Source organism: Deltaproteobacteria bacterium (genome assembly GCA_016219225.1).
Taxonomy (GTDB): domain Bacteria; phylum Desulfobacterota; class RBG-13-43-22; order RBG-13-43-22; family RBG-13-43-22; genus RBG-13-43-22.
In genome coordinates this window covers 26,111-39,893 of record JACRBX010000245.1, presented here as the reverse complement: position 1 = coordinate 39,893, position 13,783 = coordinate 26,111, and the positions used below count along the sequence as shown (strand labels likewise).

The 13,783-nt window shown below is 46.3% G+C and carries 10 protein-coding genes; all 10 read left to right on the top strand.

Translation table 11 applies throughout. The features are described from left to right. The coding region (locus HY879_20485; protein ID MBI5605718.1) for a restriction endonuclease subunit R at positions 1–599 on the top strand (599 nt) is incomplete at its 5' end. Between the two features lie 9 nt (positions 600–608). After that, a complete protein-coding gene (locus HY879_20480) occupies positions 609–2,297 on the top strand; it encodes an SAM-dependent DNA methyltransferase (GenBank protein ID MBI5605717.1) in 1,689 nt (562 codons plus the stop codon). Continuing rightward, positions 2,294–3,550: a restriction endonuclease subunit S gene (locus HY879_20475; protein ID MBI5605716.1), complete on the top strand. Its 1,257-nt coding sequence runs from the start codon at positions 2,294–2,296 to the stop codon at positions 3,548–3,550. The genes HY879_20480 and HY879_20475 overlap by 4 nt, the downstream gene beginning before the upstream one ends. 10 nt (positions 3,551–3,560) lie before the next feature. Continuing rightward, on the top strand, positions 3,561–5,660 hold the full coding sequence (locus HY879_20470; protein MBI5605715.1) for a hypothetical protein: 2,100 nt from the start codon (positions 3,561–3,563) through the stop codon (positions 5,658–5,660). An 8-nt stretch (positions 5,661–5,668) separates the two neighbouring features. Next, on the top strand, positions 5,669–7,318 hold the full coding sequence (locus HY879_20465; protein ID MBI5605714.1) for an AAA family ATPase: 1,650 nt from the start codon (positions 5,669–5,671) through the stop codon (positions 7,316–7,318). Beyond that, complete coding sequence (locus HY879_20460; GenBank protein MBI5605713.1) at positions 7,318–8,256, top strand: hypothetical protein; 939 nt, start codon at positions 7,318–7,320, stop codon at positions 8,254–8,256. The genes HY879_20465 and HY879_20460 overlap by 1 nt, the downstream gene beginning before the upstream one ends. Before the next feature lie 70 nt (positions 8,257–8,326). Next, positions 8,327–11,188, top strand: a complete 2,862-nt coding sequence (locus HY879_20455) for an AAA family ATPase (GenBank protein MBI5605712.1) — start codon at positions 8,327–8,329, stop codon at positions 11,186–11,188. Further along, positions 11,189–12,469 carry a putative DNA binding domain-containing protein gene (locus HY879_20450; protein MBI5605711.1) on the top strand — a complete coding sequence of 427 codons (1,281 nt, stop codon included), beginning with the start codon at positions 11,189–11,191 and terminating at the stop codon, positions 12,467–12,469. A gap of 112 nt (positions 12,470–12,581) precedes the next feature. Further along, on the top strand, positions 12,582–12,914 hold the full coding sequence (locus HY879_20445; protein MBI5605710.1) for a nucleotidyltransferase domain-containing protein: 333 nt from the start codon (positions 12,582–12,584) through the stop codon (positions 12,912–12,914). Between the two features lie 83 nt (positions 12,915–12,997). Then, the gene (locus HY879_20440; GenBank protein ID MBI5605709.1) at positions 12,998–13,780 is read left to right on the top strand and encodes a tRNA 2-thiocytidine(32) synthetase TtcA; all 783 of its coding nucleotides are present in this window, start codon (positions 12,998–13,000) and stop codon (positions 13,778–13,780) included. Positions 13,781–13,783: the final 3 nt, after the last annotated feature.

Below are 13,783 nucleotides of genomic sequence, written 5' to 3'. Positions count from 1 at the left end.
CATCCAAACACCCTGGTGACCTTGTCGAACTCGGCCTGGAAGATGAATGGCTTTATGCCGTGACCTACGTTGACGTGGGTCCGATAGGAGAGCGTGTCGATAAGAAAGAATATGTCACCAACTGGGAAAAGACAATCCGGTCCGCTGAAAAAGAGGACCCGATTATTCAGAAAGTTCAGCAGGATGATTTATTGTCGGAAGAAGAGGAAAAAATACTTTCCGATAAGCTTAACCGCCCTGAGATGTATTTCAACGAGGAAAACCTCCGACGAGCTTACCGCAAGCCGGGCGGGAACCTGATCGATTTTATCAAGGCCGCCCTGGGCCGCCTGAAAATGAAGCCACGGGAAGAGGAGTTGACCGAAAATTTTCAGGCCTGGCTGGTATCCAAGTCACTCACTCCCAATCAGGCCCAGTATCTTTCATTGATCAAAAACCGTGGAATTGCCCGCGGCCGAATCGAGCTGGAGGATTTATTTCAGCCTCCATTGTCTATTCTGAATGCGGCCGGGCTTGGGGTAGAGCTATTTGGAGAAAAGGGGCTTAAGGAGATTATCGAAGATATGAATGAATCGGTTTTTATAAAGGAAGTCGCTTAAGGAGCATTAATGAACCAGGATTTACGGAGAAAATTGGATCGGATCACCGACATCCTCTGGGCCGGTGGTGTTACCAATCCGGTAACTTATATTGAACAGATATCTTATCTGATTTACTTGAAGTTGCTCGACGAAGAGGAGTCGAGCCGGGAATTAAAATCCCGCCTTTTGGGCAAGTCCGCCAATGGTAATGGCCGACTTCTTTTCCCTAAACAAGCCGAACGCTATCGCTGGACCAAGTGGCGGTTCAAGAGCGGCCCTGATCTTCGCGATTATGTACGGGACGAGGTTTTTCCTTATATGGCCTCCCTGGTTAAGGAGGAACCCCAAATCGCCGAATATTTCCGGGATGCCATATTGGAAATTATGGATCCCAATGTACTCAAGCAGGTGGTGGATGAAATCGATGGAATCGACTTTGCAAAACTCGGAACGGATGTTAAAGGCGATATCTTTGAATATCTCCTGACTCACCTGGGACAATCGGCCCTGAACGGTCAATTCCGCACCCCCCGGCAAATCAGGACTATGATGGTAGCCATGCTCGATCCAGACCTGGGAGACACGATATACGATCCAGCCTGCGGCACCGGCGGTTTTCTCATCGATTCGGTGGAATACATTCTGGCCAAATATTCAACGGAACCCCAGGAAGTGCCTATCTACGGAGAAGAATGGCTGGAGAAAAGGGGGCAATCAATAGAGGAGGCCAAGAAAGAAATACCGACCATTCAGACCTATCATAAAGGCCCGGGAGAAAAAATCCCTGATTGGGGTGTCCTGGAACGATCCATCTACGGCAACGATGTATCCCGCCAAATGATGCGCATAGCCATGATGAATCTGGTGCTCCATGGTATCCGCCAGGCGAATGTCAAAAGGGCTAACACCCTATCGGACATGGGTGGCCTGTCAGAAGATGATTTGATCCGCCGCTACAAGGTGATCCTTTCCAATCCGCCCTTTGCCGGCGTGCTCCCTAAAGAATCCATCCGCAAGGATTTGCCTACAAACTCCAAAAAGAGCGAACTCCTTTTCCTGGGGGTAATGATGGAGGCCCTCGTCCCCGGTGGGCAATGCGCAGTGGTAGTGCCTGAAGGCTTGCTCTTCCGATCGACCTCGGCTCACTTGGAGCTTAGGCGCAAACTGGTGGAAGATTTTGATCTTCTGGCTGTGGTATCCCTACCTGCCGGTGTTTTCAAACCATACGCCGGTGTCAAAACTGGTATCATAGTTTTCAGGAAACCAATGTCGATTGCAGATCGAGGATTGAAGATTTCAAAACAAAAGAATCCAAGCGAAAATAAAAAGGTTTGGTTTTACGAAATCCGGGCCGATGGATATGACCCGGACAAAATTTCCGGAGGTGGACGGCCCGAGACACCGGAACGGAATGATATTCCTGACCTTTTGCTTCAATGGACAAAATATAAAAAATCCAGCTTTAAGAACCCTCCCGGTGTGGAAGCCGGGACCCTTCTACCAGCAGAAAGCGATGAATCTCGATGCTGGTGGACAACATTGGAAGTCATTACGGAGAACGATTACAACTTGGCTGCCGGCCGTTACAAGCCGCAAATTACCGAAAAAGCTCATGAGGAAGACCCGGCTGATCTAATCAGGGAAACCCTGGCTCTTGAAAACGACATCGCTACCGGTTTGAAAAAGCTACTTCAGGAAATAGAGACGGTAAGATGAATTGGACTATGTTTCCAATGCCGGAAGTTGTAGATATTAATCCTCGTCGTCCCCAATCAATTAAGTTAATTGATGATGATCCGATAACATTCGTTCCCATGATGGCTGTTTCAGAAAAAAATGCCGTCATTGAAGCGGCAGAGGTACGTCCATATGGAGAGGTGAAAAAAGGATTTACATACTTTGAGAATAAAGATGTTCTTTTTGCCAAGATTACTCCATGTATGGAAAATGGAAAATCTGCGCTTGCGTTCGGGTTAAAAAATAATATTGGTTTCGGTTCGACCGAGTTTCATGTACTTCGAGCCAACCAGAACGTATTGGATCCTCGATTTCTTCATTACTTTATCCGCCGTCAAACATTTCGAAAAGAAGCTAAATTGCGGATGAGGGGGGCCGCTGGACAACAAAGAGTGCCTCAAGATTTTTTTGAAGATGTTCTGATTCCATTACCTTGTATCTCCGAACAGAGACGGATTGTGGAAATTCTTGACCAAGCAGATACCTTGCGAAAGAAGCGCGCCGAAGCCGATGCCAAAGCCGCCCGCATCCTCCCCGCCCTTTTCTATAAAATAATTGGCGATCAGGTCACGAATCCCCATGCTTATCCTAAAGTGTCTGTGGGAGAACTCGTTGAGCGGATTCAGCGGCGAAACCCTACTGATTCTCCAGACAATACCTTTAAATATGTTGACATTTCCGGTGTAGATGGTGAGTCGGGCAAAATTGTTGAATTTAAGGAATTGGCCGGGCGGGAAGCACCGAGTCGGGCACGGCAGGTCATCCGAACGAATGACATTTTGATTTCAACGGTTAGGCCTTATTTGAGGGCGACGGCACTGGTTCCTGCTGAGCTTGACAACGAGATTTGCAGCACGGGATTCTGCGTACTCCGAGCCAGAAACAACAAGGGGTTTGGCTATCTCTACACTTTATCTCGACTTCGATGGTTCACCGAATCATTGAACAGCATGGCTAGAGGTGCTTCCTATCCTGCGGTCACGGACAATGACGTGCTTGGGTTTAGAGTTTCATATCCCACGGATAATTCCAAAATAAAACAATTTGATGATGTGATTTTACGGCTTATTGAATTACAAGATTCTCGAAGGAACTCTTCGAACATGTTAGATAATCTGTTTGCAACCATTCTCCATCAAGCCTTCACAGGTGATCTCACGCACAAATGGCGCGAAGTCCATATGGAAGAACTCCTGGCTGAAATGGAGGCGCAGGCTAAGGTTTTAGGATGAGTGATTTATAATGCACTGGAAATCTTTTGTATCAACTCCGAATCTGAAGCTTGCATGGAGGCGGATAAATACTGGCTTAAATCTCCAATATAAGAGATTTTTCCGTGAATTATATCTTGTATATGAAAGCGCTGTCGATGAGAATATTCGGGATTTACATAAGAAGCTTATCGCGAAGGCATGGCAGCCAAATCATTCCACACGAATTTACCTTCCAAAGCCATCTGGCCTTCAGCGTCCGATATCGCTGCTTTGTATCGAAGACCAGATTCTCCTGCAAGTAATTGCGAATGTATTTGCCCAAAAATTACGCACAAAACGACAGAGGGTTGAGCTTGATACCGTCTTTAGCAATAAGCTTACTGAACCCGGGGATTCGATCTTCTTTACAGAGCGATGGCAGTCCACCTACAGTGTTTTCCAAGATAAATGTGTGGAATACTTCACAAAGGGCTATAGATGGGCGGCCCATTTCGATCTCTCAGCCTATTACGATACGATTTCCCATGACCTTTTAATCCGGATCGCGTCGCCTCATAACCCCCATCCGGAAACTTGGGATATCGTGAGTAAATGGTTGCAGAAATGGTCGGCAGCTGATAGTTCTGCAATGACGGGTCACGGTATTCCACAAGGGCCTATAGCCTCTGATTTTCTTGCTGAAGCATTCTTTTTGCCGATTGACATCGAACTCTTGAAGGCAGGTTGTAATTATATTCGATATGTAGATGATATTCGTCTATTTGGGAAGACGGAAAATGAGGTACGTCAAACTGCTATTATGTTGGAACAGCTATGCCGTCACCGAGGCTTGATTCCGCAGAGCAAGAAATTCGAAATTAAAAAACTTGAATCTCCGGGAGATGCAATGGGCGCCCTCCCCAGTCTCGCCCCAACTGAAGGGAAAAGAGATTCGGACCCTGAGATGACAATTTCAGATGCGCGCGAAATTCTTAAATCAGCTATTGGAGGCAAGCCGCTAAAGATTAAGGACAAATCGCGCTTTCGGTATGTTATGTATCGTGCTCCTGTGGATGGAAAATTTCTAAATATAGTGCTAAAACTATTACCAAGGCATCCGGAACACATCGATGCATTTCTCGCTTACTTTTCTAATTTCGGCTATCGCCGAAAGATTGTCCGCGTGGCGTTGCAGTACTTGGCAAGTGGGTTGCCATACTCGTATGTACGTGGAGAAATATGGCATGTTATTTCCTTACTGGGATGCCGAAATGAACTGAGTTTGGGGTTGGAGCTTGCCCGTGCCGATGTAAAAAAACGTAAGGCTTGCATGGCCCTATCTTGGGGTGTAATGCATTATCTAATGCGATGTGAAGTGGAAGGTTTATCACGATTAGGAAGAAGATTGGCTTCTGAACTCCCCATTAGTCGGGCATTGCTTGCTCCTTTCTTCCCTGACAAGGAGTTCAAACCGAACGGTCTGGCGAAAACTTTATTGATCGGTACAGTGGAGGAGCAGCTTGCAGCAGCCCGTGAACTTCAACGTCGAAGAATATCCCTGAATATCTTGGAAATACGGCAGAGCGATTTATCACCGATATGTAGAAATTCTTTAAGATCACTTGGGGTTATCCACCGCCGTCAACAAACTGAAACCGACTGGGTTGCTGAAAGGCTAATATCTCTTTACAGTTGTGCAAATATTCAAATTTGGAGGCAGCTTTTAGGGACTGAATACGAACACGCATTACAAATTCTCATAGAGGCAGAAGCGCGTTTTCCCGCAGCATACTCAGAGTGGCTTGCTTTACAGGATAGCTTCAATGACATAACCGTTCGTCAGTTTTTTAGTTTCCTCGAATCAAAAGGTCTGCCAGGTCATTCAAGACTTAGCGGTGGTGGCCGGTTGGTGGGATATGGCACACTGATTGCCGTTGGATCACCATTTGACAGACACTACCCAACTGAAGCGGTTTTGTTACGCCAAATTCACAATAGACGTAACCTACTTCCCGGCTCTCATCCATACGATAACAGAGGGGGAGCAAAAAACCGCTGGCTTTTGAGAAAAGAACGGGATGATTTAGCTTTGGTAGTTAAGAATTCACTGGATAGAATTGCTGAGTTGGTAGAAGCAAACTCAATTTAGGTAAAAATATGATGCTAAGTATCTCAATCGGAAATTTTAAAGCCTTTGCCGATACCCAACGCATCCCTATTCGCCCTTTGACCCTTATCTATGGGGCGAATAGCTCCGGCAAATCGAGTATTCTCCATAGTCTGATTTTTGCCCATTATGCCTTGGAGACCGGGGAACTTGATGTCCATCGGTCCAACTTGGGCGGGGATGCTGTAGATTTAGGGGGTTTTCGGCAGTTTGTTCATAGGCGTGAAGTAAGCCGCAGGTTGGAATGGTCTGCAGAATTGGATACAGCTTATTTTAAAGGGCGTTTGCAGGAATTACTGGCTCCCGTTAAAAAGGCCATGATTACTGTTACAATTGGGATCAGCCTCGACGATCAAGGCCGACCATTATCTGGGGCTAAACCTGAGATCATTGCTTATGAGCTGTTTGGGGATAACAATAGCCTTCTTCGCATGAGCAGACGCAGAGATGGTTCCTTGAAACTGGATCGCCTGGAACATGACAATCCGATTTTCAGGGAAGTTATAAAGGCTATCGTGGAAACGTCTACAACAACGGAAACCTTTCGTCCTTCCGACTATGAAGGTCTAGAAGAAGCTATTTCGGAAATCGTTCCAGAACTTGAGGCTTCTGTTGAAAAATTCCTTCCTGCGGGGATAAATAAAACCGACTTTTTTACACCTGATGCTCAGCCTTCTCTTTTTCCTGTTAGTAAAGGTCGGCGACAGGAAGATCTTGCGGCGGCTGTGCGGTTCTTTATTCCTCGGACAATTAATGAATTAATCCGGGGGGTTAGCAGTTATATTGAATCTGAACTTCTGCGTCTTCAATATTTGGGCCCCCTTAGATCCTATCCACCCAGGCATCTTGCTTTTTCTCAACATCATGATCCCAATTGGTTTGCTGGCGGTGGTTATGCCTGGGATGTAGTCCGACAAGATTCAAAAGTTCGAGAAAAGGTTAACGAGTGGCTTACTTCCCAGAATCGACTACAGACACCTTACGAGTTAACAATTCGGAATTTATTAACTATAGACGATTTAAATCGTGACTTTTGGGATCACCTTATTGATATCGAAGCGCAATATACAGGAATTGGAAAATACGAAGGTATGGATTATAAAGGGGATCTCTTTGGAGAATTAGTACCTTCAATTCTTGATAGACTGAAAGATAATCAGGAAGAATTGTCAGATATTCAAGAAGTTATTTTAATTGATCGCCGGAGCAAAACAGTGGTAAGCCATCGAGATGTGGGTATTGGGGTAAGCCAAGTTTTGCCTGTCCTTGTTGGAGCCTATGCTTCGCACAACAAAATTATCGCCATTGAACAACCCGAAATTCATCTTCATCCGGCCATTCAAGCTGATCTTGGCGATGTTTTTATTCAATCGGCCCTTGGCGAGAATAGAAACCGCTTTCTGATTGAGACCCATAGCGAACATTTGTTGTTGCGGATTATGCGTCGGATGCGGGAAACAAATGCAGGAAAATTGCCTAAGGGATGTTTACCGGTCTGCCCCGAAGACGTGATGGTCCTGTTTGTAGAGCCGGATGGCTCCCGGAGTATCGTCAGAGAGATGCCTTTGAATGAAAATGGGGAGCTGGTCAAAGCCTGGCCTGGTGGCTTTTTTGAAGAGGGACTTCGGGAGATTTTTTAATGGCCTTGTTGTCAGAGTATGCCTTTACTCCGGATGTTATTGACGGCACTTCATATGGAAGTGTCGAAACCTGCGGCTTACATCTTCAAAATATAAAAGAGGTTTTGATTCAGGAAGGGCTCGTTCGGAACCTTTGGAATGGAGAATGGGCTCAAACATTCGTAAATGATCACAGACCATGGCACCCCCGCGGCAAAGAGTTGATTAAAAAATTAGCTCTTCAAAAACGACTTATTTTTCATACGGGCATTGGCCAAAATCTCCCGTCTAATGATTCGGAATGGTGCGAGGAAGCCTTGGCCAGTCACAAGACAATCCCTCTAAACGGAATTATCGTTACGGATTGTATCTCCGGTTTATTCAAAGGCCAACCCATTATAGCTCCGGTTCAGAAACTATCCACAACCTCATGGTGGTCCAGCCGAAGCCCTTCAATCAGGCCACATAGAAGAATAGAAGATTATAAGAATGCCTTAAATCTTGTGCTGAAACATGCCAATTCCATCATGTTTATTGATCCCCACCTGGACCCAGGTCGGGGCCATTACCAAGAGTTCATTAAACTTCTGGAGGAGGCTGGTGGTAGGACCCCTGTTCCTTTAATAGAGATACATCGTGTCTGTTATCGGGGTTCAGGATCACAACGTCAGATATTAAACCTATCCGATCTGGAGGAAACGTTCAGAAAAAAGTTATCAGAGACTTTAAAGCAGATTGGATTGGACATCGAAGTTTTTATCTGGGATGATTTTCATGATCGCCACCTGATCAGCAATCTGGTTGGTATTGGAATGCAAAATGGATTTGATACCACTACGGCCCCGAATTCCCAAACCACCTGGACGCGATTGGGGCGAAAAGACAGGGACGATATCCAGAAAGAATTCGATCCAGCTTCAAATAGGCATAGTCTGAAAGGAAGATTCAGAGTTCCTTAAAAAGACAACTACGGCAGGTATAAATGAGAAAGAATATAATAGAGTATCTGGACCTTAAGGAGGCAATCAAATGAACACGGCTCCGGAATATCAGGGCATGCGGTGGTTTAAGTGCGATCTGCATGTCCATACCCCAGAAGATGCAGGGCATTGGAATGATTCATCCATCCGGTTGCTTTCTCCAAGGTCAGAGGAGGACCTTCAGGAAAAGGCCCGCCGATTTCTTCGATACTGCCACGACCTTGAGTTGGATTGTATTGCCGTAACGGATCACAATTTCAGTGCTGAAACTGACCATAGAAAATGGTTTTTAACCCATGTGATCGAACAAAACAAGACGGCGGCCGATTCCTCAGGACGTGCGCCTTTGGTTATCTTTCCAGGCTTTGAGCTGGATATCCGGTATCACGTTCTTTGCCTTTTTGAGCCGGTTAAGGAAGGGAAAAGGCTTCAAACGATTAGTGATATTTTAACGAATATGGGTATGGCAGCTAACGACCGTTTCATTAACGGCGTGTCTCAACAACCAAAACATCATGGACAATGCTGGTCTTTAAGGGAAGTCCTCGATAAAGTGCAGAAAGAGATTGGCGGCATTGTAATTGCGGCGCATGCTTTCAGTAATGATGGTATCTGTAATGATCCTGTTAACATATCGGATTTTATCAACAATCCTGATCTTTATAGTGTTGAAGTAAACTCCTGGCCTCTTTCCGAAAAGGCCCGATTGATATTAAATGGCTCATATGAACAATGGAATCGGCCTAAGCCCAATCGTCAGCCGGCACCGATATGCGGATCGGATGGGAAGTCATTGGAGAATTCCGGTGTTCCTAATAACTTGGGGTGCCGTTTTACCTGGATTAAAATGTCCCGCCCCTCCATCGAAGCTTTACGTCAGGCCTTTCTCGATCCGGAGTCCCGGATCAGTTTGAATCCCACTCCGCCACAGGTTACCCATACGCAGGTGAGAACTATCAGGATTAGAGATAATAAATTTTTAGAAAACCAGGCCATTGTCCTTTCACCTCACCTCAATTGCATTATAGGTGGCCGGGGGAGTGGCAAGTCCCTGCTTTTCGAAAGCTTGCGCCTTGGCTTGCGGGGGGAGATGACCTTCGAAGGCATGGATGAAAGAGACCATGTGGCTGCCAGACAAGTCAAACGGCTTCGAGGAACATTTAGAGGTTCAACCCGGATCGAATTGGGTGTCGTTCATGGAGGTCTTGAAGACCATATCGTCGTCGATGGTTATGGACAACCAGCCCATATCGAGAGCCGAAACGTAGATGACCTTCCAACCGTCTTCCGGCAGCTTGCTGCTATCATTTTCAGCCAGGAGGAAATTACCCAACTTGCTGACCGGCAGCAATCTCTCCTGCAGTTCATTGATAGTCTGGCCGCTGATCGGTTGGAGCCTTATCGGGCAAGATCGCTGGAACTTATTGATCAGTTGAAATTGGCGCACAAAATGGAAGAAACCATTAGACGTCTCGATGCCGAGTTAAATTCCTTAAAGCAGAAAGAGGAAGAGCTTGCCCGCCAACTTGCGGCTAAGGCACAAGTCCAGGAGGAGCTAAAAAGGCACCGAGGTGCTCAGGAATCAAAAAGGTACCTCGATTCATTGGTAAACAAATCACTTGAAACGGAGAACCGGCTTTTAGAACTGACCGAAGAATTGGAAACCGAGCCCTTGCCCCTGGGAAGTCGTTTGGACGCTTTTCCTGGTAAAAGGTATTTCCAACAGGTTGAGGAAGTAGTTACCGCTGCCTATCAGGGTATGGCTGAAGCCATACGCTCCGCCGCCAGGGCTTTTCGAAGGAATGTGGATCAGGCCCTGACCAAACATCCTGACTGGGAAAAAGCCCAGCAGGCTATCCTAACGGCTGAAGAACAATTTCAACAAGCTTGCAGTGAAAAAGGATTGACCACATTGGAGGCCGAACAACTGCGAGAGACCGAAATTCAACACCGAGCTAAACAAGCAGCCGTGCGGGCTAAGGAGGCTGAAATTGGTGTCAAGAGGAAACAAATGCCTGACAGGGATGATCTATTGAAGAACCTGACGGAGTGTTGGTTTAATGAAACCAATAAACGAAAAGCCATTCTTGATGAAATGGTTTCGAGCGATACCATGCCCCGCACAAACTGCCGACAATCTATATTGAAAACATCCCTTATATTCGCAGGAGATAAGGAAGCGTTTTTGAAGAAATGGAAGGAGATATCCCCGGATGCCCGTTCTCAGGCAGGCCGGGTATGGGACCGAGAATCCCGGGACGGGGAAGGTGGAGAAAATATTGGGGAACATCTCTTTGAGGCTTTTCAGTCGGAAATCAACAATTCTCAAACGTCTCTGATGTCTGGAAATCCGATCCAATGGTTGGAAAGGAATATGGGCACCCCTACAAAACTTCCTGGTATAGTGCAGAACCATTTGGATGCAATCAAGAATGTGCAGCAAGAACAAGCTGAAAAATGGTTCGATCTATTACTGACGCGTATTCCGGATTCAGCCGATCTCGTTTTACTTCGCAGCGATGACACCGAAGCCGGTTCTTTTCAGAAAGGAGATCTGTCAACCGGACAGAAAAATACGGCCATCCTTTCACTTCTCCTTGCCCGGGGACACGGCCCTGTTTTAATTGACCAGCCCGAAGATGAGCTCGACAGCGAATTTTTATACCAGGAGTTGGTTCCTATGCTCCGTAAAGCCAAGATTCAGCGGCAATTGATTATTGTTACCCATAATGCCAATCTTCCGGTAAATGGCGACGCAGAGTTAGTCTATACCCTTGAAGCCAGGGGGGGGAAGGGGACCTGCCGTGCCCAGGGGGGCCTTGATCGCTCCGAAGTGACCAGGGCAGTTCTGGACATCATGGAAGGCTCAAAAGAAGCATTCATAAAGCGCAAGGAGAAATATAACTTTTAATTGGCGAGGATTCTTATGTACGATGATATGCAAGCCCTATTGGCTGAAATGGCCGCCGGAGAAGATACCTATCTGGAGTTAAAAGAGGTTATCTTTAAAGGGGACCAGGTCCGTATCGGCGAAGCAGGACGGGCAGCGCCCGAAATTGCCGAGGTTTTTTGCTCCATGGCCAACACCGAAGGCGGGGTTATTGTTTTTGGTGTTCGAAAGGATAGCGCGGTTGTCGGTATTCCTGTTGATAAACGTCCTGTCCTTGAGCAATTTGTCGTCAATACAGGCCTCCACAATTGCAAACCCATGATTGAACCCATTATAAACTGGGTTCAACTGCCTGACGAAGATCGGAATCCGCGTCTTTGTCTCAAGATAGATATTCCAAAAGCCTATTATTCCGTTCATCAAACAATTGATGGTCGTTTTTTGAAACGGGTGGGGAGCCATCGTCATCCGATACCACCAGAGCAATTGGGCCGACTGCTTGCCCTCCGGAACCTATTGATTCCTTTTGAAGAAAGACCGGCCTTGGGAAAAACATTATCTCTCATAGATCGATCAAGAGTGGATGCTTACTACCAACGTCGTTTTTCCAGATCTTTCCAAATGGATGGACTGACCTATGAACGTCTATTGATCAATCTAAAACTGGCCATAGAAATGCAACAGCAAACCATACCGACTCATCTTGGTATTCTTCTTTTTTCAGAACGTCCCGATACCGTTCTAGGGGGTGCTTTCATAGATATAGCGGCATACAAGCATGACATAGCTGATGGAGAAACGGCCGATGTAAAAAAAGTAACCGGTCCTCTTCCGGAACAGATTCTTCAGGTTCTCCATTATTTTCAGACCTCCCCCCTTATCGCCACCGCATCTAAAAAAGAGGTTTTAGGGCGGCGAGATCTTCCGGCATACGTGGCTACTGCCCTTCAAGAAGCGGTTGTCAATGCGGTGGTCCATCGCGACTATGAGATTACCGGCTCTCAGATTATTATTCGTATCTTCCCCGATCGCATTGAAATTCAAAACCCGGGCGGGTTACATAATACCTTGACCGAGGAGGCTCTTTACACAGGCTGCCAGCCGGTTCGTCGCAATCAACAACTGGCTGGCTTCATGCGTGATTTCCCGAGTCCGTTAACTGGGACCAGTTTTATGGAGGCAAGAGGTGAAGGGTTTTTGAACCTGGTGCGGGATAGTAGGGAACTTTCCGGGAAACGACCGGAAATTAAAAGAATCGGTGATGCCGTCAAGTTGACTATCTTTGCGGAACTGGCCGATTAAGGAAGTATTAATTTAAGCCTTCAAGGTATCCTGAGGATATTGAGAAGATGAAGAAAGATTATAGCAGGAAAAAAACGGAATTAATGCTTGAAAAAAGCAAAGGGTTTTTGAAATGGTTAAAAAGAAAATAAGAGCGGTAGCTAAATTCTTTGGGGAAAAACTGGAGGAAGAAAATGTAAGGGTGTCAAAAATCATCCTTTTTGGTTCCCAGGTGAAAGGAAATGCCACCGCTGAAAGTGATATTGATATTGTGGTGGTTTCTGAAAATTTCAGAAGAAAAAATATCTTTCGGAGGGTGGAGTTATTAAAAAATGCCGAAATCCAAACCATCAAAAAATTCATGGTGCCCCTGGATATCATTACCATGACGCCGGAAGAATATAAAAACAGAACCACCCTGATGGCTGAGTACGCCCATGAAGGGGAAGTCGTTTTCGCCGGTTGAACCGTCTGCCCCTGATCGCCCGGCCGGGAACTCTGTCCGACCTTCGGGAGTCCTTTTTATTTTTAAGAATCTTTATGATCCCCATGTCCCGAAATATTACCACCGCCGATAAAAAAATCCAAGGACTCCTGGGCAAGGCCATCCGGGACTATGATATGATTGCCGACGGCGATCATCTGGCCGTGGCCGTTTCCGGGGGAAAAGACAGTATGGCCTTGCTTTTTATGCTGAAGGAGCGCCTGAAATGGGTGCCTATACGCTATGATTTGCTGGCTATCCATCTGGACATGGGGTTTGAGGGGACCCAGCCTCAACGGATTGAAGCCGCATGCCGGGAAATGGGGGTGCCTTTCTATTTCGAAAAAACCGACTACGGAATATTGGCCCATGGACCTGAAAATAAGGAAAACCCTTGTTTTTTATGTTCCTGGCTCAGGCGGAAACACCTTTTTCAACTTTCCAAGGTTCTGAATTTTACCAAAATCGCCCTCGGCCATAATAAAGATGACATCATAGAGACTTTATTTCTGAATATGTTTTTCAGCGGAGAACTCAGCACCATGCTCCCCAGGCAGTCTCTGTTTGAAGGTCGGTTAACCATTATTCGTCCTTTGGCCCTCTTGGAAGAATCCAAAATCAAAGGGTTTGCCCGGCGGATGAATCTCTTCGAAATTCCCAACCCCTGTCCCAGCGCCCAGAATTCTTCCCGGAAAGAGATCAAAGAGTTTCTGTCGGTCTTTTATGCCCGCAACAAGAAGATCAGGGGCAATATCTTTCATGCCTTAAGTCACTGCCGGCCCGAATATTTGCTGCCGCTGATTTCCAAACGAACACCGCAAAACCAAGGGAAGACTAAAATAAAGTAGGGC

What these genes read in the sequence shown, in the direction of transcription:
- HY879_20480 (MBI5605717.1), top strand. Translation starts at nt 609, where the DNA reads ATGAACCAGGATTTACGGAGAAAATTGGATCGGATCACCGACATCCTC.
- HY879_20475 (MBI5605716.1), top strand. Translation starts at nt 2,294, where the DNA reads ATGAATTGGACTATGTTTCCAATGCCGGAAGTTGTAGATATTAATCCT.
- HY879_20470 (MBI5605715.1), top strand. Translation starts at nt 3,561, where the DNA reads ATGCACTGGAAATCTTTTGTATCAACTCCGAATCTGAAGCTTGCATGG.
- HY879_20465 (MBI5605714.1), top strand. Translation starts at nt 5,669, where the DNA reads ATGATGCTAAGTATCTCAATCGGAAATTTTAAAGCCTTTGCCGATACC.
- HY879_20460 (MBI5605713.1), top strand. Translation starts at nt 7,318, where the DNA reads ATGGCCTTGTTGTCAGAGTATGCCTTTACTCCGGATGTTATTGACGGC.
- HY879_20455 (MBI5605712.1), top strand. Translation starts at nt 8,327, where the DNA reads ATGAACACGGCTCCGGAATATCAGGGCATGCGGTGGTTTAAGTGCGAT.
- HY879_20445 (MBI5605710.1), top strand. Translation starts at nt 12,582, where the DNA reads ATGGTTAAAAAGAAAATAAGAGCGGTAGCTAAATTCTTTGGGGAAAAA.
- HY879_20440 (MBI5605709.1), top strand. Translation starts at nt 12,998, where the DNA reads ATGTCCCGAAATATTACCACCGCCGATAAAAAAATCCAAGGACTCCTG.